We start from the raw sequence: 22200 nt of genomic DNA, 5'->3' as shown, positions 1-22200 counted from the left end.
CGCTGGCAAGCCAGCTCCCACAGTGAGATCGGGTGTAATCAGCTAGAAATTGGTTGGCTGGCAGGCCGCCTTCGCGAGCAAGCCCGCTCCCACAGTTGGAATGAGTGTATTCAGTTGGAAATTGGTCGGCTGTCAGGCCGCCATCGCTGGCAAGCCAGCTCTCACAGTGAGATCGGGTGTAATCAGCTAGAGATTGGTTGGCTGGCAGGCCGCCTTCGCGAGCAAGCCCGCTCCCACAGTTGGAATGAGTGTGTTCAGTTGGAAATTGGTCGGCTATCAGGCCGCCATCGCTGGCAAGCCAGCTCCCACAGTGGGATTGGGTGTAATCAGCTAGAAATTGGTTGGCTGTCAGGCCGCCTTCGCGAGCAAGCCCGCTCCCACAGTTGGAATGAGTGTGTTCAGTTGGAAATTGGTCGGCTATCAGGCCGCCATCGCTGGCAAGCCAGCTCCCACAGTGGGATTGGGTGTAATCAGCTAGAAATTGGTTGGCTGTCAGGCCGCCTTCGCGAGCAAGCCCGCTCCCACAGTTGGAATGGGTGTGTTCAGTTGGAGTTTGGTCGGCTGTCAGGCCGCCATCGCTGGCAAGCCAGCTCCTACAGTTGGAATGAGCGTGTTCAGTTGGAAATTGGTCGGCTGTCAGGCTGGCTCCTACAGTTCAGAGAGCGTGCACCCCATGCGGCGAAGCCGCCCCACTCACCACAATGAGCGTTAGCTCGAGTACCGCTTTTGATCTGAGGGCCCGTCGGCAGGCTGAGTGGAGGGATTTATCCGGGGGTGGGAGCGCAGCGACCGTTTGGCGCAGCCAAACACAGCGAGAGGAGGTGCAGCGAAGCAAACCGTAGGCGCTGCCCCCCGGATGAATCCCGGAGCGAAGGAACCCGAGCCTAAGCGAGGGCCGAACGTCAGGGCATAGACCTTTTGGTTACTTTTGGGGCGTTTGCCAAAAGTGACCCGCCGTCAGGGCGGAACCCTAAGCGGCCGTTACCGCAGCAACGGATATACACCCAAACACCAAATCCAGACACAAAACAAAAAAGGCGCCCGAAGGCGCCCTCTTGTTTTACAGCTGTCAGGCCATCTCAGCCGTGGTTTCGAAGTCAAACGTCAACTCACCATCCTTGATGTCGATGTGCACCACACCGCCATGCTCGGCCAGCTCGCCAAACAGAATCTCCTCCGCCAGCGGACGCTTGATCTTGTCCTGGATCAAACGCGCCATCGGACGTGCGCCCATCGCCGAGTCATAACCACCGGCCGCCAGCCAACTGCGCGCCGCATCGGTAACTTCCAGCAACACACGCTTGTCTTCCAGCTGCGCCTGTAGCTCGGTAAGGAACTTGTCCACCACACTTTTGATGACCTCATGACTGAGGCGACCAAACTGGATAATGGTGTCCAGACGGTTACGGAACTCCGGCGTGAAGCTCTTCTTGATCACTTCCATCGCATCAGACGAGTGGTCCTGATGAGTGAAGCCGATCGAAGCACGCGCCGCGGTTTCGGCACCGGCGTTGGTAGTCATGATCACGATCACGTTGCGGAAATCCGCCTTGCGCCCGTTGTTGTCGGTGAGCGTGCCGTGGTCCATCACCTGCAGCAGCAGGTTGAAGACTTCCGGATGCGCTTTCTCGATTTCATCGAGCAGCAATACGCAGTGCGGCTGCTTGGTGATCGCTTCGGTCAACAGACCGCCCTGATCAAAGCCGACATAGCCCGGAGGCGCACCGATCAGACGCGATACGGTGTGGCGCTCCATGTACTCGGACATGTCAAAACGCACCAGTTCGATACCCAACGCCTTGGCCAGTTGCCGCGCAGCCTCGGTTTTACCGACACCGGTGGGACCTGCGAACAGGAACGAACCGACTGGCTTGTCAGGCGACTTGAGCCCGGCACGGGACAGTTTGATCGCGGTCGACAGCGAATCGATCGCCGCATCCTGACCAAACACCGTCAGCTTCAGGTCACGCTCCAGGTTACGCAGCAGTTCCTTGTCGGAGCTGGTGACGTGTTTCGGCGGAATCCGCGCGATTTTCGCCACAATGTCTTCAACCTGCGGCACTTCGATGCGCTTGACGCGCATCTCGACCGGTTGCAGGCGCTGGTAGGCACCCGCCTCGTCAATCACGTCGATGGCCTTGTCCGGCATATGCCGGTCATTGATGTAGCGCGATGCCAGTTCAGCAGCGGCGCGCAACGACTCATCGCTGTATTCGATGTTGTGGTGCTGCTCGAAACGCCCTTTCAGGCCGCGCAGGATACCGATGGTGTCTTCCACCGACGGTTCCACGACATCGACCTTCTGGAAGCGTCGCGCCAGCGCACGATCCTTCTCGAAGATGCCGCGAAATTCCTGGAACGTGGTCGAGCCAATGCAGCGAATGTCGCCAGACGACAGCAGCGGCTTGAGCAGGTTCGAGGCATCCATTACGCCACCGGACGCAGCGCCCGCACCGATGATGGTGTGGATCTCGTCGATGAACAGGATCGCCTGCGGACGTTTTTTCAGTTCATTGAGCAGCGCCTTGAAGCGCTTCTCGAAATCACCGCGATACTTGGTGCCTGCGAGCAGTGCACCGAGGTCGAGCGAATAGACGACGCTGTTGGCCAGCAGATCCGGCACCTGGTTGTCGACAATGCGCTTGGCCAGGCCTTCGGCAATCGCGGTTTTACCCACGCCTGCCTCGCCGACCAGCAACGGATTGTTCTTGCGCCGGCGCGCAAGAATCTGCGCGACACGCTCGACTTCCGATTCGCGGCCGACCAGCGGATCAATGCGACCCTGGCGCGCGAGTTCGTTGAGGTTGCTGGCATAAGCATCCAGCGGATTGCCTGAAGAAGAAGACTCACCGCCCTCGTCGTCCTGCATATCTTGTTCACCTTCAGAGTGATCGCCGTGCCCTGGCACTTTGGAAATGCCGTGGGCGATGTAATTGACGACATCAATGCGCGCAACGCTCTGCTGTTTCAGCAGGAATACGGCCTGACTCTCTTGCTCACTGAAGATTGCAACCAGCACGTTGGCGCCGGTTACTTCGCGTTTGCCCGAGCTCTGCACATGAAAGACAGCACGTTGCAGTACACGCTGGAAGCCCAGGGTTGGCTGGGTCTCGCGATCTTCGTCATGGACGGGGATCAGTGGCGTGGTGGAGTCGATGAACTCCTGCAGGTCGTGCTTGAGTTTGTCGAGGTTTGCGCCGCAGGCACGCAATACGGTGGCGGCAGCCTCATTGTCCAATAGGGCCAGCAGCAGGTGTTCGACGGTCATGAATTCATGACGCTTCGAACGAGCCTCCTTGAAGGCAAGATTGAGGGTGACTTCGAGCTCGCGGTTTAACATAGCTTCACCTCATACCCAAGTGGTCGGCGATTAACCGTCCTTCTCGATTTCACAGAGTAGCGGATGCTGGCTTTCCCTGGCGTACTGGTTGACCTGCATGGCCTTTGTCTCGGCGATGTCGCGGGTAAACACTCCACATACTGCCCGTCCTTCTGTGTGAACGGCCAGCATGACCTTGGTCGCCAGCTCGCGATTCAGGTTAAAAAACACCTCGAGCACTTCGACGACGAAATCCATCGGTGTGTAGTCATCGTTGAACAAAACCACCTTGTACATCGGCGGCGCCTGTAACGCAGGCTTTGCTTCCTGAACAGCAACGCCTGCCGAATCGTCGTCGTGCTCCTGTGGAAGATCCTTTTGGAGAAGCGGGCGATCCTGATTGAATGTTAGTCGAATCTGGCTGATTGCATGCATGGAAAGAAAGGTTCGTCAGTTGTGCAAATACAGTGGTGGGGGCGGCTGTACACCTTTTCAACTCCGACTGCCCGGTCACCTTGACTATCGGGAAAACGGTGTTACAACCAATAGAGCCCACAGTGGGTAAAAAAGATCCGCGGAGTCAATTCTTTTAACGAATCAGATTGCGGATGTCCTGGATGATACTCCAGCGATGGAGTCTGTTGCAGAGGGATTTGAGCATGGCTGTCGGCAAGGTCAAGTGGTTCAACAATGCCAAGGGGTTCGGCTTCATCAACACCGATGCCCGGGAAGGACGTGACGAGGACGGCAAAGAGATCGATTTCTTTGCACACTACTCCGCCATTGACATGGACGGGTATAAAACCCTCAAGGCCGGACAAATCGTCAACTTCGACATCGTTCAGGGCCCCAAAGGCCTGCACGCGGTAAAAATCCAGGCGGAGAAGGAGACAAACGAATCGGCCAAGCATGCCTCCCAACAAGAAAAGGTATCAGGCTGACTCAACCGTCACCCAGTCATGAAAAAACCGCCCGAAGGCGGTTTTTTTGTACCTGCACGACTTACATGTGCTTGATGATCGCCTCACCGAAGCCCGAAGAAGACACCAGCGTGGCACCTTCCATCAGACGTTCGAAGTCATAGGTCACGGTCTTGGCCTTGATGGCGCCGTTGGTGCCCTTGATGATCAGGTCAGCCGCTTCGGTCCAGCCCAGATGACGCAACATCATCTCGGCCGACAGAATCACCGAGCCCGGGTTGACCTGGTCCTTGCCGGCGTACTTCGGCGCGGTACCGTGTGTCGCCTCGAACATGGCCACGGTGTCGGACAGGTTGGCGCCCGGCGCGATACCGATACCGCCCACTTCAGCCGCCAGGGCGTCGGAGAGGTAGTCACCGTTGAGGTTCAGCGTGGCGATCACGTCGTACTCGGCCGGACGCAGCAGGATCTGCTGGAGCATGGCGTCGGCAATGGCGTCCTTGACGATGACTTCACGGCCGGTTTTCGGGTTCTTGAACTTCATCCATGGGCCGCCATCGAGCAGCTCGGCGCCGAATTCTTCCTTCGCCACCTCGTAACCCCAGTCCTTGAAGGCACCTTCGGTGAATTTCATGATGTTGCCCTTGTGCACGATGGTCAGCGACTTGCGGTCGTTGTCCACCACGTATTGCAGGGCCTTGCGCACCAGACGTTTGGTGCCTTCCTTGGAAACAGGCTTGATGCCGATACCGCAATCCTGGTCGAAACGGATCTTGGTGACGCCCATTTCTTCTTTCAGAAACTTGATGACCTTGGTGGCCTCAGGGGAGCCGGCCTTCCATTCGATACCGGCATAAATGTCTTCGGAGTTCTCGCGGAAGATCACCATGTCGACGTCGCCAGGCTTTTTCACCGGGCTCGGCACACCTTCGAACCACACCACCGGGCGCAGGCATACATAAAGATCGAGTTGCTGGCGCAGGGCAACGTTGAGGGAGCGGATGCCACCACCGACCGGGGTGGTCAGCGGGCCCTTGATGGAGACCACGTAATCCTTGACGGCGTCCAGGGTTTCCTGGGGCAGCCAGGTGTCCTGGTCATAGACCTGAGTCGCTTTTTCGCCAGCGTAAACCTCCATCCAGGAAATCTTGCGCTTGCCCCCGTAGGCCTTGGCCACGGCAGCATCAACCACTTTGATCATCACCGGGCTGACGTCGACGCCAATGCCGTCACCTTCAATGAAGGGGATGATCGGGTTATCAGGAACATTGAGAGAATGGTCTGCATTGACGGTGATTTTGTCGCCGACGGCTGGAACCTGAATCTTCTTGTAACCCATGCTGAACTCCATTGTTTGGATTGAACATCTGGCTTGGTTCGAGCGTAACCCAGTTAAATCAACACGCAAACCCTCTGTTCACGGCGCGGGCACATCTGGTTTCGTACAAGCCTGAAAGCAAAGGGAAAAGCGCCAAACTCAAGCATTCGCAGCGACTCTACGCCCCACCCGCCCCTGCGACCTTTAGACCAATGTACGAGACTGGTTGCATATGAACCATCGGCAGATTGCCAGCTACCTATGTATAATGCCGCCCGCTGACCACAGGGTCACGACGGCTGGCCTCTCTAGAACGAGACTTTCCGCCTGATTGGTCGGGTTGTTACCGCAGCCTGACTGCTTGACGCTCTACTGATGCACCCAACATCACCGCGAAGATTCTCGACATTCGGTTCATGGATGACTTTGAACGAACGCGCTTACCCGGCGCCCCTCGAGTTTCTGCGCACGCTTTAGCAAAGAAGAGAGAGTTAATCCGAATATGCCCACCCGCTCGAAGATCATCTATACCTTCACCGACGAAGCTCCAGCCCTCGCCACCTACTCCCTGCTGCCGATCATCGAGGCTTACACCGCCTCGGCCGATATCGCCGTGGAAACCCGCGATATCTCTCTTGCAGCGCGCATCCTGGCCAGCTTCCCCGAGCAACTGGGCGACAAAGCCGTAGCCGACCACCTCGCCGAACTGGGCGACCTGGCCGTTACGCCTGAAGCCAACATCATCAAGCTGCCGAACATCAGTGCTTCGGTACCTCAGCTGCAAGCGGCAATCAAAGAGCTGCAAGCCCAGGGTTACAACCTGCCGGACTATCCGGAAACCGTGACCAACGACGCCGAAAAAGAAGCCAAGGCGCGTTACGACAAGGTCAAGGGCAGCGCCGTGAACCCGGTTCTGCGTGAAGGCAACTCCGACCGCCGCGCTCCTCTGTCGGTAAAAAACTACGCTCGCAAGCACCCGCACAAAATGGGCGCGTGGGCCAAAGACTCCAAGTCCCACGTCGCTCACATGAGCACCGGCGATTTCTACGGCAGCGAAAAAGCTGCCCTGATCGACGCCGCTGACGCTGTGAAAATCGAGCTGATCGCCAAAGACGGCACTGCTATCGTCCTGAAAGAAAAAACCAGCGTTCAGGCCGGCGAAATCCTCGACTGCGCCGTGATGAGCAAAAACGCCCTGCGCGCGTTTATCGCCGCTGAAATCGAAAGCGCCAAAGCGCAAGGCGTGCTGCTCTCGGTTCACCTGAAAGCGACCATGATGAAGGTCTCTGACCCGATCATGTTCGGCCAGATCGTTGCCGAGTTCTATAAAGACGCCTTGACCAAGCACGCTGACGTGCTGGCCCAGATCGGCTTCAACCTGAACAACGGCATCGGCGATCTGTACGCGCGCATCAAGGCCCTGCCGGCCGAGCAGCAAGCACAGATCGAAGCTGACATCGCGGCGGTCTACGCTGCTCGCCCATCGCTGGCGATGGTCAACTCCGACAAAGGCATCACCAACCTGCACGTGCCGAGCGACGTCATCGTCGACGCCTCGATGCCAGCGATGATCCGCGACTCCGGCAAGATGTGGGGCACCGACGGTCAGCTGCACGACACCAAGGCGGTGATCCCGGATCGTTGCTACGCAACCATCTACCAGGCTGTGATCGAAGATTGCAAAGCCAACGGCGCGTTCGATCCAACCACTATGGGCAGCGTGCCAAACGTTGGCCTGATGGCGAAGAAAGCTGAAGAGTACGGTTCGCACGACAAGACTTTCCAGATCAAGGCTGACGGCGTGGTTCGCGTTACCGACAGCAAGGGCAACCTGCTGATGGAACAGGCTGTCGAAGCCGGCGACATCTTCCGCATGTGCCAGACCAAAGACGCGCCGATCCAGGACTGGGTCAAACTGGCCGTCAACCGTGCTCGCGCCAGCAGCACCCCGGCGATCTTCTGGCTGGACCCGATGCGCGCCCACGACGGCGTGGTGATCGAAAAGGTTCAGGCTTACCTGAAGGATCACGACACCAGCGGTCTGGACATCCAGATCATGGCGCCGGTCGATGCCATGAAGTACACCCTGCAGCGCACCCGCGAAGGCAAGGACACCATTTCGGTGACCGGCAACGTACTGCGTGACTACCTGACCGACCTGTTCCCGATCATGGAACTGGGCACCAGCGCCAAGATGCTGTCGATCGTGCCGCTGATGAACGGTGGTGGCCTGTTCGAAACCGGCGCCGGCGGTTCGGCTCCTAAACACGTGCAGCAACTGGTCGAAGAGAACTTCCTGCGCTGGGATTCGCTGGGCGAATTCCTGGCTCTGGCAGCCTCCCTCGAGCATCTGGGTGTGAACTACAACAACCCGAAAGCGCTGGTTCTGTCGAAAACCCTGGATCAGGCCACCGGCCAGTTCCTCGACAACAACAAGTCGCCATCGCGCAAGGTCGGCAACATCGACAACCGCGGCAGCCATTTCTACCTGGCGCTGTACTGGGCTCAGGCCCTGGCCGCCCAGACCGAAGACGCGGCACTGCAAGCGCAGTTCGCGACCCTGGCCAAAACCCTGACCGAGAACGAGGCGACCATCGTTGCCGAGCTCAACGCGGTGCAGGGCAAGCCAGTCGACATCGGCGGTTACTACCACGCCGACGCCGAGCTGATCAGCAAGGCCATGCGCCCAAGCGCAACCTTCAACGCGGCGATTGCTGCGCTGGTTTAAGGTTGTAAAGGGAACATCACAAACCCCGGCCGTGTGCCGGGGTTTGTGTTTCCGAACACAACACAAGCCCCTTGTAGGAGTGAGCCTGCTCGCGATAGCGGTATACCATTCAACGATTATGGTGGCTGACATTGCGCTATCGCGAGCAGGCTCACTCCTACAGGGATTGGGCTTCAATTCAATATTTGAGGACACCCTATGGAATGGCTCCCCCACATCACCGTCGCCACCATCGTCGAAGACAACGGTCGCTTCCTGATGGTCGAAGAGCACAAGGCTGGGCGTAATGTGCTCAATCAGCCCGCCGGCCATCTCGACCCGAACGAGACCCTGATCGACGCCGCCATCCGCGAAACCCTTGAGGAAACCGGCTGGGACGTCGAACTCACCGGCGTGATCGGCATTTACCTGTACACCGCGCCGAGCAACGGCGTGACTTATCAACGCGTGTGCTTCAGCGCCAAAGCGGTGAAACACCACCCGGACTATCAACTTGACGACGGCATCGTCGGCGCCAAGTGGTTGACCCGTAGCGAATTAATCGCTCAGCGTGACAACTGGCGCAGTGAGCTGATCATCCGCTGCATCGACGACTATCTGGCCGGCCATCACTTCAGTCTCGAACTGATCCGCCCTTCTCTTTAGCCTTGAGGCCGTGAGCCTGCTAGAATCGCGTCCTTTTTCAAGACACTCATTGAATCCCTATGCGTGATCCAGCCCCTTCTGACACATCCAAGAAGCGCGTCATTGTCGGCATGTCCGGCGGCGTGGACTCTTCCGTTTCCGCTCTCCTGCTGATCGAGCAGGGCTATGAGGTGGAAGGCCTGTTCATGAAGAACTGGGAAGAAGACGACGGAACGGAATACTGCACCGCCATGGACGACCTGGCGGATGCCCAGGCCGTGTGCGACAAGATCGGCATCAAGCTGCACACTGCCAACTTCGCCGCCGAGTACTGGGACAACGTGTTCGAGCACTTCCTCGCCGAATACAAGGCCGGTCGCACGCCGAACCCGGACATCCTGTGTAACCGCGAGATCAAGTTCAAGGCGTTCCTCGACTACGCCATGATGCTTGGCGCCGACCTGATCGCCACCGGCCACTACGTGCGCCGTCGCGACATCGATGGCCGCACCGAACTGCTCAAGGGCCTCGATCCAAACAAGGATCAGAGCTACTTCCTGCACGCCGTTGGCGGCGAACAGATCGCCAAGACCCTGTTCCCGGTCGGTGAACTGGAAAAGCCGGAAGTTCGCGCCATTGCCGAGAAATACGAGCTGGCGACCGCCAAGAAGAAGGATTCCACCGGGATCTGCTTCATCGGCGAGCGACGTTTCAGCGACTTCCTCAAGCAATACCTACCGGCGCAACCGGGCGAGATCAAGACCACCGAAGGCGAAGTCATCGGCCGTCACCACGGCTTGATGTACCACACCATCGGTCAGCGTCAGGGCCTGGGCATTGGCGGCCTGAAAGATGCCGGCGACGAGCCGTGGTACGTGTTGCGCAAGGATCTGGACACTAATGAGCTGATCGTCGGCCAGGGCAACAACCATCCGTGGCTGTTCTCCAGCGCCCTGCTCGCTTCGGAAATCTATTGGGTCAACCCGATCGACCTGAGCCAGCCACTGCGCCTCACCGCCAAAGTGCGTTATCGCCAGAGCGATCAGGCTTGCACCCTGGAAAAAACCGAAAACGGCTACCGCGCCGTGTTCGACGAACCGCAACGCGCGGTGACTCCGGGCCAGTCCGTGGTGTTCTACGACGGTGAAATCTGCCTCGGTGGCGGCGTGATCGAAGTCGCCGAGCCGTGGAGCGGCCAGGCATGAGCCCGACTCAGGAGCAACTGACGGCGCTGGGCGGGGTGTTTCTCGCCGCCGTGCTGGTCGACCGCATCGCCAAGACCGGCCAGACCAGCGAGGCCGGCCTGAGCTGCATGCTCGGCAGCCTGCTGGTACGCGACCCGAAGGACACACTGGATGTGTACGGCGGCGACGACCTCAATCTGCGCGAGGGTTATCGGGCATTGATCGGCGCCCTCGAGCGCGACCCGAGCACCCTGCAGCGCGAGCCGCTGCGCTACGCCCTGTCGATGCTCGGTCTGGAACGCCAGCTGGCCAAACGTGACGACATGCTCGACACCATTGGCAAGCGCCTGCCGCAGATCCAGTCACAGGTCGAACACTTCGGCCCGGCCCACGAAAACGTGATCGCCGCCTGCGGTGCGCTGTATCAGGACACTCTGAGCACCCTGCGCCAGCGGATTCAGGTGCATGGCGACATGCGCAACCTGCAGCAACCGAGCAACGCTTCGAAGATCCGCGCCCTGCTGCTGGCCGGCATCCGTTCGGCACGCCTGTGGCGACAGCTCGGCGGCCACCGCTGGCAGTTGGTGATCAGCCGGCGCAAGCTGCTCAAAGAGCTGTATCCGTTGATGCGCAGCGAGTAAATCGTCGCGCAATAAAAGTTTTGTAGTCTGTAGCGCGTAATACGCCGGTCAGTTGGCAACGGACCGGCGGATTTTTTCATGTATGATACGCGCCCCATTTCGTTGCCCGACTGTCCGAGAACACCCCATGCAGCTCTCTTCGCTCACTGCGGTTTCCCCTGTTGACGGCCGCTACGCCGGCAAAACCCAGGCCCTGCGCCCGATTTTCAGCGAGTACGGCCTGATCCGTGCCCGCGTCCTGGTTGAAGTGCGCTGGCTCCAGCGCCTGGCCGCCCACGCCGGTATCCCGGAAGTGCCAGCCTTCTCCGCCGAGGCCAACGCCGTTCTCAATGAACTGGCTGAAAACTTCTCGCTGGAGCACGCCGAGCGCGTCAAAGAGATCGAGCGCACCACCAACCACGACGTCAAGGCGATCGAATACCTGCTCAAGGAGCAGGCGGCCAAGCTGCCGGAGCTGGCCAAGGTCAGCGAGTTCATCCACTTTGCCTGCACCAGCGAAGACATCAACAACCTGTCCCACGCCCTGATGCTGCGCGAAGGCCGTGACGACGTGATGCTGCCGCTGATGCGCCAGACCGCCAACGCGATCCGTGAACTGGCGATCCGTTTCGCCGACGTGCCGATGCTGTCGCGCACCCACGGCCAACCGGCCTCCCCGACTACCTTGGGTAAAGAGCTGGCGAACGTGGTTTACCGTCTCGAGCGTCAGATCGCTCAAGTCGCTGCCGTGCCGCTGCTGGGCAAGATCAACGGCGCCGTGGGCAACTACAACGCGCACCTGTCGGCCTACCCGCAGATCGACTGGGAAGCCAACGCCCGCGCCTTCATCGAAGACGAGCTGGGTCTGGGTTTCAACCCGTACACCACGCAGATCGAACCGCACGACTACATCGCCGAGCTGTTCGACGCGATTGCGCGCTTCAACACCATCCTGATCGACTTCGACCGTGACATCTGGGGCTACATTTCCCTGGGTTATTTCAAGCAGCGCACCATCGCTGGCGAAATCGGTTCGTCGACCATGCCGCACAAGGTCAACCCGATCGACTTCGAAAACTCCGAAGGCAACCTGGGCATCGCCAACGCGCTGTTCCAGCACCTGGCGAGCAAACTGCCGATCTCCCGCTGGCAGCGCGACCTGACCGACTCCACCGTACTGCGCAACCTCGGCGTGGGCTTCGCTCACAGCGTGATCGCCTACGAAGCCAGCCTCAAGGGCATCAGCAAACTCGAACTCAACGCCGACAAGATTGCTGCCGATCTGGATGCTTGCTGGGAAGTGCTGGCCGAGCCGATCCAGACCGTAATGCGCCGCTACAACATCGAAAACCCGTACGAAAAGTTGAAAGAACTGACCCGCGGCAAGGGCATCAGCCCGCAAGCGCTGCAGACTTTCATCGACGGCCTGGACATGCCAGCCGAAGCGAAAGCCGAACTGAAACAGCTGACCCCGGCCAACTACATCGGCAACGCTGTAGCGCAAGCCCGACGCATCTGATTCACCGCTTGACCCGTTTGAGACGCCCGGCCGCGCCGGGCGTTTTTATTCCCGTCTGAAAAATGCTTTTTTTCAATAGGTTACACATGAATCCTGATACTCCTCTTCAACTCCTGGGCGGTCTCACGGCGCGCGAATTCATGCGCGATTACTGGCAGAAAAAGCCGCTGCTGATCCGACAGGCCATCCCTGACTTCGAAAGCCCGATCGACGCCGACGAACTCGCTGGCCTGGCCCTGGAAGAAGAGGTCGAGTCGCGCCTGGTGATCGAACACGGCGAGCGCCCGTGGGAGCTGCGTCGCGGCCCGTTCGCCGAAGACGAATTCAGCAAACTGCCGGAAAAAGAGTGGACCCTGCTCGTTCAGGCCGTTGATCAATTCGTTCCGGAAGTCAGCGAGCTGCTGGAAAACTTCCGCTTCCTGCCGAGCTGGCGCGTCGATGACGTGATGATCAGCTTCGCCGCCCCGGGCGGCAGCGTCGGCCCGCACTTCGACAACTACGACGTGTTCCTGCTGCAAGGCCATGGCCAGCGCAACTGGAAAATCGGCCAGATGTGCGACTCCGAGAGCCCGCTGCTGCAACACGCGGATCTGCGCATCCTCGCCGAATTCCACGAGACCGAAGAATGGGTGCTGGAACCGGGCGACATGCTCTACCTGCCGCCGCGCCTGGCCCACTGCGGTGTCGCCGTGGACAACTGCATGACCTACTCGGTCGGCTTCCGCGCCCCGAGCGCCTCGGAAGTGCTGACCCACTTCACCGACTTCCTCAGCCAGTTCCTGACTGACGAAGAACGCTACACCGACGCCGATGCGAAACCGGTCAGCGATGATCCACATCAGATCCAGCACGACGCACTCGGCCGCCTGAAAAGCCTGCTCGCCGAGCACATGAGCGACGAGCGCCTGCTGCTGACCTGGTTCGGCCAGTACATGACCGAGCCGCGCTACCCGGAACTGGTGGTCGGCCCGGAAGACGTTGAAGAAGATGACTTCCTCAATGCCCTGCAGGACGGCGCAGTGCTGATCCGCAACCCGAGCGCGCGCCTGGCCTGGTCGGAAGTAGATGACGATCTGCTGCTGTTCGCCAGCGGCCAGAGCCGTTACCTGCCGGGCAAGCTGCGCGAGCTGCTGAAGCTGATCTGCGCCGCCGATGCGCTGCACGTCGACAACCTCGGCGAGTGGCTGAACGACGAAGACGGTCGCGGCCTGCTGTGCGAACTGGTCAAACAGGGCAGCCTGGGATTTGCCGATGAATAAGATTCGCGTACGTGTCGCAGACTGGCAGAAGGACATCGCCGAGATCCGGCGCATTCGTGAAACGGTGTTCATCGCCGAACAATCGGTGCCACCCGAGCTGGAATGGGACGCCGATGATGCGACCGCCGTGCATTTTCTGGCGTTCGAAGGCGACTTTCCGATCGGCACCGCCCGCCTGCTGCCTGACGGGCACATTGGCCGGGTGTCGGTACTGAAGGACTGGCGCGGGATGAAGGTGGGCGATGCGCTGATGCAAGCGGTCATCGCCGAAGCCGAAGCCCGTGGCCTGCAGCAGCAGATGCTCAGCGCCCAGGTACAGGCCACGGCGTTCTATGAGCGCCTGGGCTTCAGCCTGGTCAGTGAGGAATTCCTCGAAGCCGGGATTCCGCATGTCGATATGGTTCGGCATTCGGCCTGATCAACAGAGATCCCATACCTGTGAAACCCTGTGGCGAGGGAGCTTGCTCCCGCTGGGGCGCGAAGCGGCCCTGAAAATTTGGGGTCTGCTGCGCAGCCCAGCGGGAGCAAGCTCCCTCGCCACAAAAAGCGGTATATGAGCACCCTCAAAACGCCCCGCCATCTTCAGATGCCGGGGCGTTTTGCTGTCTACGATTCAACTTGCCCCACCCCGGGCCGACAAACTGGCAATATCAAGCCTTTCGAAAGCGGAGATAACGGACATGTCCCTACGCACCCTGCTCACCACCCTGCTGCTCGGCTGCAGTTTTTCGGTGATGGCAGCCACAGAAATCGTGCCCCTCAACTACCGCACCAGCGCCGACATGCTGCCGATGGCGCAAGACTTCATCGGCAAGGACGGCCAGGTCAGCGCCTATGGCAACCAACTGATCATCAAGGCCGAGCCGGACAAGATCCAGGAACTCAAGGCGTTGATCACGCAACTGGACACTGCGCCCAAGCGCTTGCTGATCACGGTCGACACCAATGAAAACAACGGTCGCGGCGATGAAGGTTATTCAGTCAACGGCGCGCAGCCGAATCAGACCCGGATCATCAGCCGCAGCACCGCCAGCCGTGACGGCGGCGTGCAGCAAGTGCAGGCCACCGACGGCATGCCGGCGCTGATTCAGGTTGGTCAGAGCGTGCCGATTACCAATGTTCAAAGTGACTCCTACGGCGGTTACAACAGCCAGACCCAATACCGCAACGTCACCCAAGGCTTCTACGTTACCGCCAGCGTCACCGGCGACATCGTTCACCTGGCGATCAGTACCAACCGTGACCGTATGAGCCAGGACCGTCCTGATGTAGTGAACGTGCAAAGTACCGACACAACGGTCAGCGGACGCCTGGGCGAATGGATCACCCTCGCCGGCGTGAATCGCCAGACTCAGGCCGACAAACAGGGCCTGACCCGCAGCTACTCGACTCAAGGCCGGGATGACATGACCTTGCGGGTGAAAGTCGACGCTCTGGACTAAAGCACCGAAAACTGACTGATTAGTCGTATTAGACGAAAGATGTAGTGCTTTAAAAAAAGCACTACAAAACGTTTGACGGGCCAAAAAAGCGAAGGCATGATGGCCTCGCTCCCGCTAATCAGAGGCCCTGGCAAGGGCCTTCGAAGCGATGTTCGCACCTACCCCGCGAACCGCTTCGTGTCTGTACCGCCCACAAGGTGTGTTTGACGAGGTTGCCGACTGGAACGAAGTTGTCCCGAGGGACGGAAGCGTAATTAGGTAACCCGGCTTCACGCTGTAGACCGTATAAAGGCCCACGACGCCCGAATGCGCCCACAGTCCGCCACTACCTGCTCACTTCCCCTCGAGCCCATCGTTCATCCCGTCGCCTACCCCGCCGAATCCGACTTGACCACCTAAGCTTCTGGTCAGCGAGCGCAGGAATTTTCCACCGCAGAACAACTTTTCATAAAGACGCGACGAGGTTTATCTCCATGGCACTGACACGCGAACAGCAAATTGCAGCCCTTGAAAAAGACTGGGCTGAAAACCCGCGCTGGAAAGGCGTGACTCGCACTTACTCCGCTGCTGACGTCGTCCGTCTGCGTGGCTCGGTTCAACCCGAGCACACCTTTGCAAAAATGGGCGCCGAGAAGCTGTGGAACCTGGTGACCCAGGGTGCCAAGCCGTCCTTCCGCCCAGAGAAAGATTTCGTCAACTGCATGGGCGCCCTGACCGGCGGCCAGGCTGTTCAGCAGGTCAAGGCCGGTATCCAGGCGATCTACCTGTCGGGCTGGCAAGTGGCTGCGGACAACAACTCCGCAGAATCCATGTACCCGGACCAGTCGCTGTACCCGGTGGACTCGGTGCCAACCGTGGTCAAGCGCATCAACAACTCGTTCCGTCGTGCTGATCAGATCCAGTGGAAAGCCGGCAAGAACCCGGGCGACGATGGCTACATCGACTACTTCGCGCCGATCGTGGCTGACGCTGAAGCCGGTTTCGGCGGCGTTCTGAACGCCTACGAGCTGATGAAGAGCATGATCGAAGCAGGCGCCGCCGGCGTGCACTTCGAAGACCAACTGGCTTCCGTGAAAAAATGCGGTCACATGGGCGGTAAAGTACTGGTCCCTACTCAGGAAGCCGTACAGAAGCTGACCGCTGCGCGTCTGGCTGCTGACGTTGCCGGTACCCCGACCATCATTCTGGCCCGTACCGACGCCAACGCGGCTGACCTGCTGACTTCCGACTGCGACCCGTACGACCAGCCGTTCGTGACTGGCGAGCGCACTCAGGAAGGTTTCTACAAGGTTCGCGCTGGCCTCGATCAAGCCATCGCCCGTGGCCTGGCCTACGCACCGTACGCCGACCTGATCTGGTGCGAAACCGCCAAGCCGGATCTGGAAGAAGCCCGTCGCTTCGCTGAAGCGATCAAAAAGGAATACCCGGACCAACTGCTGTCGTACAACTGCTCGCCTTCCTTCAACTGGAAGAAAAACCTGGACGACGCGACCATCGCCAAGTTCCAGCGCGAACTGTCCGCCATGGGTTACAAGCACCAGTTCATCACCCTGGCCGGCATTCACAACATGTGGCACAGCATGTTCAACCTGGCGCACGACTACGCCCGCAACGACATGACTGCCTACGTGAAGCTGCAGGAGCAGGAATTCGCTGACGCCGCCAAGGGTTACACCTTCGTGGCTCACCAGCAGGAAGTGGGCACCGGCTACTTCGACGACATGACCACCGTGATTCAGGGCGGCTCGTCGTCGGTAACCGCACTGACCGGTTCGACCGAAGAAGAACAGTTCCACTGATTCGGCTTCGCTGAGCAAACGGCCTTTGCGGATCGTATAGAAAGCTAACCGCAGAGCCGCAAGACTGACGCCCCGACTGGTTCGGGGCGTTTTTTTTGCCCGCCGATTCCCCAAACACCACAAAACCCCTGTGGGAGCGGGCTTGCTCGCGAATGCGGTGTGTCAGCCACCGCCTATGCAAACTGACGAGACGCCTTCGCGAGCAAGCCCGCTCCCACAGATTTAGCGCCGGCCGTGCGACAAAACATTGATCCTGACCAGTACTCAGGTCAGAAAAATCAGCTAAAACGGGCGCCACCGCTACTTGCAGTAACAGGCATATAAGACAACTTTCTGTTTACTGCACCGCTAAACAGTTACAAAACCCCTGCAAACGATATCAATTATCATTTAGCCGCAACTATGTTCGTTACATTCTCTACAAAACATTATTTGCATAAACCCGGCTAATGCCCGCAACGCATGGCCTGCAGGGCATTGGAGGTACGCTATGTCCTTATTCCAATAAATAATTTCGCTATAGGAATTTTACTTGCCGGGTGTTTAGCCATAAAATCAGCGCGATTGATTGCTGCGACATATCGTCACTGCCTATTTCTTTATCAAGCTCAGAGACCTTTGCTCTCTGTTAAGGATTACCAGCATGCCCGAAGCGACAGGACTCATGGCCCACAACTGGGGCTTTGCCATTTTCCTTCTGGGTGTCGTCGGCCTGTGTGCCTTCATGCTTGGCGTCTCCAGCCTCCTCGGGTCAAAAGCCTGGGGCCGCAGCAAAAACGAACCGTTCGAGTCCGGCATGCTACCTACAGGTGGCGCCCGCTTGCGGCTCTCAGCCAAATTCTATCTGGTCGCGATGCTGTTCGTGATCTTCGATATCGAAGCCCTCTTTCTCTTTGCATGGTCTGTGTCCGTCCGCGAAAGCGGCTGGACCGGATTCGTCGAAGCTCTCGTTTTCATAGCAATTCTGTTGGCAGGTCTTGTCTACCTGTTCCGAGTGGGCGCCCTTGACTGGGCTCCGGAAGCTCGTCGCAAGCGGCAGGCGAAGCTGAAACAATGAGGCTTTGGCAATGCAATACAATCTCACCAGAATCGACCCCGATGCTCCTAACGAGCAATATCCGATCGGCGAACGGGAAACCGTTTCCGATCCGTTAGAGGATCAAGTCCACAAAAACATTTTCATGGGCAAGCTCGAAGACGTGCTGAGTGGCGCGGTCAACTGGGGGCGTAAAAACTCCCTGTGGCCGTACAACTTCGGCCTTTCGTGCTGCTACGTGGAAATGACCACCGCCTTCACGGCGCCCCACGACATCGCGCGCTTTGGCGCCGAAGTTATCCGGGCATCACCGCGTCAGGCCGACTTCATGGTTATCGCCGGTACCTGCTTCATCAAGATGGCGCCGATCATTCAGCGTCTCTACGAGCAGATGCTCGAGCCTAAGTGGGTTATCTCCATGGGTTCGTGCGCCAACTCCGGTGGCATGTACGACATCTACTCCGTGGTTCAAGGGGTGGACAAGTTCCTGCCCGTGGACGTCTACGTACCTGGCTGCCCGCCTCGTCCAGAAGCATTCCTTCAAGGCTTGATGCTGTTGCAGGAATCGATTGGACAGGAGCGTCGTCCGCTTTCCTGGGTCGTTGGCGACCAAGGCGTTTATCGCGCCGACATGCCATCGCAGAAGGAACAGCGCCGCGAACAGCGAATCGCAGTCACCAACCTGCGCAGCCCTGACGAAGTCTGATCCAGTCTGTTTCAAAGAAACGAGAAGCTGGCTTCATTCTTTACGTTGACCGAAAGCGAAAAAATAACCATGACTACAGGCAGCGCTCTGTACATCCCGCCTTATAAGGCAGACGACCAGGATGTGGTCGTCGAATTGAACAACCGTTTTGGCGCCGAAGCGTTCACCGCTCAGTCGACCCGCACCGGCATGCCGGTGCTGTGGGTGGCGCGCGCCAGACTCGTCGAAGTCCTGACCTTCCTGCGCAACCTGCCCAAGCCGTACGTCATGCTCTATGACCTGCACGGCGTGGACGAGCGTCTGCGCACCAAGCGTCAAGGGCTGCCATCGGGCGCCGATTTCACCGTGTTCTATCACCTCATGTCGCTTGAGCGTAATAGTGACGTGATGATCAAAGTCGCCTTGTCCGAAAGCGACCTGAGCTTGCCGACCGTCACCAGCATCTGGCCGAACGCCAACTGGTACGAGCGTGAAGTCTGGGACATGTACGGCATCGACTTCAAAGGCCACCCGCACCTGTCGCGCATCATGATGCCGCCGACCTGGGAAGGTCACCCGCTGCGCAAGGACTTCCCGGCGCGCGCCACCGAATTCGATCCGTTCAGCCTCAACCTCGCCAAGCAACAGCTTGAGGAAGAAGCCGCGCGCTTCCGTCCTGAAGACTGGGGCATGAAGCGTTCCGGGGCGAACGAGGACTACATGTTCCTCAACCTGGGCCCGAACCACCCTTCGGCCCACGGTGCGTTCCGCATCATTCTGCAACTCGATGGCGAAGAGATCGTCGACTGCGTGCCGGACATCGGTTACCACCACCGTGGCGCCGAGAAGATGGCCGAGCGTCAGTCCTGGCACAGCTTCATCCCGTACACCGACCGTATCGACTACCTCGGCGGCGTGATGAACAACCTGCCGTACGTGCTCTCGGTCGAGAAGCTGGCCGGCATCAAGGTGCCGGAGAAGGTCGACGTCATCCGCATCATGATGGCCGAGTTCTTCCGGATCACCAGCCACCTGCTGTTCCTGGGTACCTACATCCAGGACGTCGGCGCCATGACCCCGGTGTTCTTCACCTTCACCGACCGCCAGAAGGCGTACACGGTGATCGAAGCCATTACCGGTTTCCGTCTGCACCCGGCCTGGTACCGCATCGGTGGCGTTGCCCACGACCTGCCGCGCGGCTGGGACAAACTGGTGAAAGACTTCGTTGAATGGCTGCCAAAACGCCTCGACGAGTACACCAAGGCGGCCCTGCAGAACAGCATCCTCAAGGGTCGGACCATCGGCGTCGCCCAGTACAACACCAAAGAAGCCCTGGAATGGGGCGTCACCGGTGCCGGCCTGCGTTCGACCGGTTGCGACTTCGACCTGCGTAAAGCGCGTCCATACTCCGGCTACGAGAACTTCGAATTCGAAGTACCGCTGGCCGCCAACGGCGATGCCTACGATCGCTGCATGGTCCGCGTCGAAGAGATGCGCCAGAGCATCAAGATCATCGACCAGTGCATGCGCAACATGCCGGAAGGCCCGTACAAGGCGGATCACCCGCTGACCACGCCGCCGCCGAAAGAGCGCACGCTGCAGCACATCGAAACCCTGATCACGCACTTCCTGCAAGTTTCGTGGGGTCCGGTCATGCCGGCCAACGAATCCTTCCAGATGATCGAAGCGACCAAGGGCATCAACAGTTATTACCTGACGAGCGACGGCGGCACCATGAGCTACCGTACCCGGATCCGTACTCCGAGCTTCCCGCACCTGCAACAGATCCCTTCGGTGATCAAAGGCAGCATGGTCGCGGACTTGATTGCGTACCTGGGTAGTATCGACTTCGTTATGGCCGACGTGGACCGCTAAGCATGAACAGCACGCTTATCCAGACAGACCGTTTCACCTTGAGTGAAACCGAGCGCTCGGCCATCGAGCACGAGCTGCATCACTACGAAGACCCGCGCGCGGCGTCGATCGAAGCCCTGAAGATCGTTCAGAAAGAACGCGGCTGGGTGCCGGATGGCGCCCTGTACGCGATCGGCGAGATCCTCGGCATCCCGGCCAGCGACGTTGAAGGTGTGGCGACGTTCTACAGCCAGATCTTCCGTCAGCCGGTCGGCCGCCACATCATTCGCGTCTGCGACAGCATGGTCTGCTACATCGGCGGCCACGAGTCGGTGGTCAGCGAAATCCAGAACAATCTGGGCATCGGCCTGGGTCAGACCACCGCCGACGGTCGTTTCACCCTGCTGCCTGTCTGCTGCCTCGGCAACTGCGACAAGGCACCGGCGCTGATGATCGACGACGACACCTTTGGCGACGTGCAGCCTGCCGGCGTGGCCAAACTGCTCGAGGGCTACGTATGACCCTGACATCTTTCGGTCCTGCCAACCGCATCAAGCGTTCGGCCGAGACTCACCCGCTGACCTGGCGTCTGCGTGACGACGGCGAAGCCGTGTGGCTCGACGAATACCAGGCCAAGAACGGTTACGCCGCTGCGCGCAAAGCCTTCGCCGACATGGCTCAGGACGACATCGTCCAGACCGTGAAAGACGCCGGCCTCAAAGGTCGCGGCGGTGCAGGCTTCCCCACTGGCGTGAAGTGGGGCCTGATGCCCAAGGACGAATCCATCAACATCCGCTACCTGCTGTGCAACGCGGACGAAATGGAACCGAACACCTGGAAAGACCGCATGCTGATGGAGCAACTGCCCCATCTGCTGATCGAAGGCATGCTGATCAGTGCCCGCGCACTGAAAACCTACCGTGGCTACATCTTCCTGCGTGGCGAGTACACCACCGCCGCCAAGCACCTCAACCGTGCCGTGGAAGAAGCCAAGGCTGCAGGCCTGCTGGGTAAAAACATTCTGGGCAGCGGTTTCGACTTCGAACTGTTCGTCCACACCGGCGCCGGGCGTTACATCTGCGGTGAAGAAACCGCACTGATCAACTCCCTCGAAGGCCGCCGCGCCAATCCGCGCTCCAAACCGCCCTTCCCTGCCGCCGTCGGCGTATGGGGCAAGCCGACCTGCGTGAACAACGTCGAAACCCTGTGCAACGTGCCGGCGATCATTGCCGACGGCGTTGACTGGTACAAATCGTTGGCCCGCGAAGGCAGCGAAGACATGGGCACCAAGCTCATGGGCTTCTCCGGCAAGGTCAAGAACCCTGGCCTGTGGGAACTGCCATTCGGCGTCACCGGCCGTGAGCTGTTCGAAGACTACGCCGGCGGCATGCGCGACGGTTACAAGCTCAAGGCCTGGCAGCCAGGTGGCGCCGGTACCGGTTTCCTCCTGCCTGAGCACCTCGACGCACAAATGTACGCCGGCGGCATCGCCAAAGTGGGCACCCGTATGGGTACCGGCCTGGCGATGGCGGTGGACGACAGCGTCAACATGGTTTCCTTGCTGCGCAACATGGAGCAGTTCTTCGCCCGCGAGTCCTGTGGCTTCTGCACCCCGTGCCGTGATGGCTTGCCATGGAGCGTCAAGCTCTTGATGGCCATTGAAGAAGGCCGTGGTCAGCCAGGCGACATCGAGACCCTGCTGGGTCTGGTCGGTTTCCTCGGCCCAGGCAAGACCTTCTGTGCTCACGCACCGGGTGCCGTGGAGCCGTTGGGCAGTGCCATCAAATACTTCCGTCCAGAGTTCGAAGCCGGTATCGCGCCCGCAAGCGCCGCCGTCCCGCCTCTGGCAAGGCCGATCGTAGTCGGCGCGTAAACGCTTAAAAAGGCGAAGGG

The 22200-nt window shown here is 59.3% G+C and carries 19 protein-coding genes; 16 read left to right on the top strand and 3 right to left on the bottom strand.

The window, feature by feature from the left end; genetic code table 11:
- Positions 1 to 1069: 1069 nt before the first annotated feature.
- Together clpA and clpS are read right to left on the bottom strand one after the other, a co-directional pair.
- The gene (gene clpA / locus CKW11_RS19900) at positions 1070 to 3340 is read right to left on the bottom strand and encodes an ATP-dependent Clp protease ATP-binding subunit ClpA (RefSeq protein WP_007964841.1); all 2271 of its coding nucleotides are present in this window, start codon (positions 3338 to 3340) and stop codon (positions 1070 to 1072) included.
- 30 nt (positions 3341 to 3370) lie between these two features.
- Entirely contained in the window at positions 3371 to 3754 is a 384-nt protein-coding gene (clpS, locus tag CKW11_RS19895; RefSeq protein ID WP_011334948.1) for an ATP-dependent Clp protease adapter ClpS, read from the bottom strand.
- 224 nt (positions 3755 to 3978) lie between these two features.
- On the opposite strand from clpS, the gene CKW11_RS19890 reads away from it, so the two are divergent.
- Complete coding sequence (locus CKW11_RS19890) at positions 3979 to 4260, top strand: cold shock domain-containing protein (protein WP_095139051.1); 282 nt, start codon at positions 3979 to 3981, stop codon at positions 4258 to 4260.
- Positions 4261 to 4321: 61 nt separating this feature from the next.
- On the opposite strand, the gene icd is transcribed toward CKW11_RS19890, so the two are convergent.
- Positions 4322 to 5578 (bottom strand): NADP-dependent isocitrate dehydrogenase, encoded by a 1257-nt coding sequence (gene icd, locus CKW11_RS19885; protein ID WP_003223831.1) that lies wholly within the window; start codon positions 5576 to 5578, stop codon positions 4322 to 4324.
- A 481-nt stretch (positions 5579 to 6059) separates the two neighbouring features.
- Between icd and CKW11_RS19875 the strand changes: the two genes are divergently transcribed.
- From CKW11_RS19875 to nuoF, 15 genes are all read left to right on the top strand, one after another.
- Positions 6060 to 8285: an NADP-dependent isocitrate dehydrogenase gene (locus CKW11_RS19875; protein WP_095138938.1), complete on the top strand. Its 2226-nt coding sequence runs from the start codon at positions 6060 to 6062 to the stop codon at positions 8283 to 8285.
- A 33-nt stretch (positions 8286 to 8318) separates the two neighbouring features.
- Positions 8319 to 8414 carry a hypothetical protein gene (locus tag CKW11_RS29180; RefSeq protein ID WP_159974168.1) on the top strand — a complete coding sequence of 32 codons (96 nt, stop codon included), beginning with the start codon at positions 8319 to 8321 and terminating at the stop codon, positions 8412 to 8414.
- A gap of 69 nt (positions 8415 to 8483) precedes the next feature.
- Positions 8484 to 8930 carry an NUDIX hydrolase gene (locus CKW11_RS19870; protein WP_095138936.1) on the top strand — a complete coding sequence of 149 codons (447 nt, stop codon included), beginning with the start codon at positions 8484 to 8486 and terminating at the stop codon, positions 8928 to 8930.
- Between the two features lie 59 nt (positions 8931 to 8989).
- Positions 8990 to 10114 (top strand): tRNA 2-thiouridine(34) synthase MnmA, encoded by a 1125-nt coding sequence (mnmA, locus tag CKW11_RS19865; RefSeq protein WP_027614667.1) that lies wholly within the window; start codon positions 8990 to 8992, stop codon positions 10112 to 10114.
- On the top strand, positions 10111 to 10734 hold the full coding sequence (hflD, locus tag CKW11_RS19860) for a high frequency lysogenization protein HflD (RefSeq protein ID WP_003223824.1): 624 nt from the start codon (positions 10111 to 10113) through the stop codon (positions 10732 to 10734). The genes mnmA and hflD overlap by 4 nt, the downstream gene beginning before the upstream one ends.
- Positions 10735 to 10861: 127 nt before the next feature.
- Entirely contained in the window at positions 10862 to 12232 is a 1371-nt protein-coding gene (gene purB / locus CKW11_RS19855; RefSeq protein WP_095138934.1) for an adenylosuccinate lyase, read from the top strand.
- An 86-nt stretch (positions 12233 to 12318) separates the two neighbouring features.
- A complete protein-coding gene (locus CKW11_RS19850) occupies positions 12319 to 13491 on the top strand; it encodes a cupin domain-containing protein (RefSeq protein WP_095138932.1) in 1173 nt (390 codons plus the stop codon).
- On the top strand, positions 13484 to 13909 hold the full coding sequence (locus CKW11_RS19845; RefSeq protein ID WP_095138930.1) for a GNAT family N-acetyltransferase: 426 nt from the start codon (positions 13484 to 13486) through the stop codon (positions 13907 to 13909). The genes CKW11_RS19850 and CKW11_RS19845 overlap by 8 nt, the downstream gene beginning before the upstream one ends.
- Positions 13910 to 14171: 262 nt before the next feature.
- Positions 14172 to 14933 (top strand): secretin N-terminal domain-containing protein, encoded by a 762-nt coding sequence (locus tag CKW11_RS19840; RefSeq protein ID WP_095138928.1) that lies wholly within the window; start codon positions 14172 to 14174, stop codon positions 14931 to 14933.
- Between the two features lie 473 nt (positions 14934 to 15406).
- Entirely contained in the window at positions 15407 to 16732 is a 1326-nt protein-coding gene (gene aceA / locus CKW11_RS19835; protein WP_016775277.1) for an isocitrate lyase, read from the top strand.
- 643 nt (positions 16733 to 17375) lie between these two features.
- Positions 17376 to 17789, top strand: coding sequence for an NADH-quinone oxidoreductase subunit A (locus CKW11_RS19830; protein WP_003223812.1), 414 nt, complete (start codon positions 17376 to 17378; stop codon positions 17787 to 17789).
- A gap of 10 nt (positions 17790 to 17799) precedes the next feature.
- Positions 17800 to 18474: an NADH-quinone oxidoreductase subunit B family protein gene (locus CKW11_RS19825; protein ID WP_003223809.1), complete on the top strand. Its 675-nt coding sequence runs from the start codon at positions 17800 to 17802 to the stop codon at positions 18472 to 18474.
- Positions 18475 to 18543: 69 nt separating this feature from the next.
- Positions 18544 to 20328, top strand: coding sequence for an NADH-quinone oxidoreductase subunit C/D (gene nuoC, locus CKW11_RS19820; protein WP_027614664.1), 1785 nt, complete (start codon positions 18544 to 18546; stop codon positions 20326 to 20328).
- Between the two features lie 2 nt (positions 20329 to 20330).
- Positions 20331 to 20828 carry an NADH-quinone oxidoreductase subunit NuoE gene (gene nuoE / locus CKW11_RS19815; RefSeq protein ID WP_003223804.1) on the top strand — a complete coding sequence of 166 codons (498 nt, stop codon included), beginning with the start codon at positions 20331 to 20333 and terminating at the stop codon, positions 20826 to 20828.
- The gene (gene nuoF / locus CKW11_RS19810) at positions 20825 to 22180 is read left to right on the top strand and encodes an NADH-quinone oxidoreductase subunit NuoF (protein ID WP_027614663.1); all 1356 of its coding nucleotides are present in this window, start codon (positions 20825 to 20827) and stop codon (positions 22178 to 22180) included. The genes nuoE and nuoF overlap by 4 nt, the downstream gene beginning before the upstream one ends.
- The last annotated feature ends 20 nt before the right edge of the window (positions 22181 to 22200 follow it).

The organism is Pseudomonas sp. Irchel s3a10 (genome assembly GCF_900187525.1).
Lineage (GTDB): Bacteria > Pseudomonadota > Gammaproteobacteria > Pseudomonadales > Pseudomonadaceae > Aquipseudomonas > Aquipseudomonas koreensis_G.
Note: the sequence above shows the minus strand (reverse complement) of the source record. Positions and strands in the feature narration are given on the sequence as shown.

Bases quoted from the DNA above. Each gene is read 5' to 3' on its own strand.
- clpA (WP_007964841.1), bottom strand. From the start codon at position 3,340: ATGTTAAACCGCGAGCTCGAAGTCACCCTCAATCTTGCCTTCAAGGAG.
- clpS (WP_011334948.1), bottom strand. From the start codon at position 3,754: ATGCATGCAATCAGCCAGATTCGACTAACATTCAATCAGGATCGCCCG.
- CKW11_RS19890 (WP_095139051.1), top strand. From the start codon at position 3,979: ATGGCTGTCGGCAAGGTCAAGTGGTTCAACAATGCCAAGGGGTTCGGC.
- icd (WP_003223831.1), bottom strand. From the start codon at position 5,578: ATGGGTTACAAGAAGATTCAGGTTCCAGCCGTCGGCGACAAAATCACC.
- CKW11_RS19875 (WP_095138938.1), top strand. From the start codon at position 6,060: ATGCCCACCCGCTCGAAGATCATCTATACCTTCACCGACGAAGCTCCA.
- CKW11_RS19870 (WP_095138936.1), top strand. From the start codon at position 8,484: ATGGAATGGCTCCCCCACATCACCGTCGCCACCATCGTCGAAGACAAC.
- mnmA (WP_027614667.1), top strand. From the start codon at position 8,990: ATGCGTGATCCAGCCCCTTCTGACACATCCAAGAAGCGCGTCATTGTC.
- hflD (WP_003223824.1), top strand. From the start codon at position 10,111: ATGAGCCCGACTCAGGAGCAACTGACGGCGCTGGGCGGGGTGTTTCTC.
- purB (WP_095138934.1), top strand. From the start codon at position 10,862: ATGCAGCTCTCTTCGCTCACTGCGGTTTCCCCTGTTGACGGCCGCTAC.
- CKW11_RS19850 (WP_095138932.1), top strand. From the start codon at position 12,319: ATGAATCCTGATACTCCTCTTCAACTCCTGGGCGGTCTCACGGCGCGC.
- CKW11_RS19845 (WP_095138930.1), top strand. From the start codon at position 13,484: ATGAATAAGATTCGCGTACGTGTCGCAGACTGGCAGAAGGACATCGCC.
- CKW11_RS19840 (WP_095138928.1), top strand. From the start codon at position 14,172: ATGTCCCTACGCACCCTGCTCACCACCCTGCTGCTCGGCTGCAGTTTT.
- aceA (WP_016775277.1), top strand. From the start codon at position 15,407: ATGGCACTGACACGCGAACAGCAAATTGCAGCCCTTGAAAAAGACTGG.
- CKW11_RS19830 (WP_003223812.1), top strand. From the start codon at position 17,376: ATGCCCGAAGCGACAGGACTCATGGCCCACAACTGGGGCTTTGCCATT.
- CKW11_RS19825 (WP_003223809.1), top strand. From the start codon at position 17,800: ATGCAATACAATCTCACCAGAATCGACCCCGATGCTCCTAACGAGCAA.
- nuoC (WP_027614664.1), top strand. From the start codon at position 18,544: ATGACTACAGGCAGCGCTCTGTACATCCCGCCTTATAAGGCAGACGAC.
- nuoE (WP_003223804.1), top strand. From the start codon at position 20,331: ATGAACAGCACGCTTATCCAGACAGACCGTTTCACCTTGAGTGAAACC.
- nuoF (WP_027614663.1), top strand. From the start codon at position 20,825: ATGACCCTGACATCTTTCGGTCCTGCCAACCGCATCAAGCGTTCGGCC.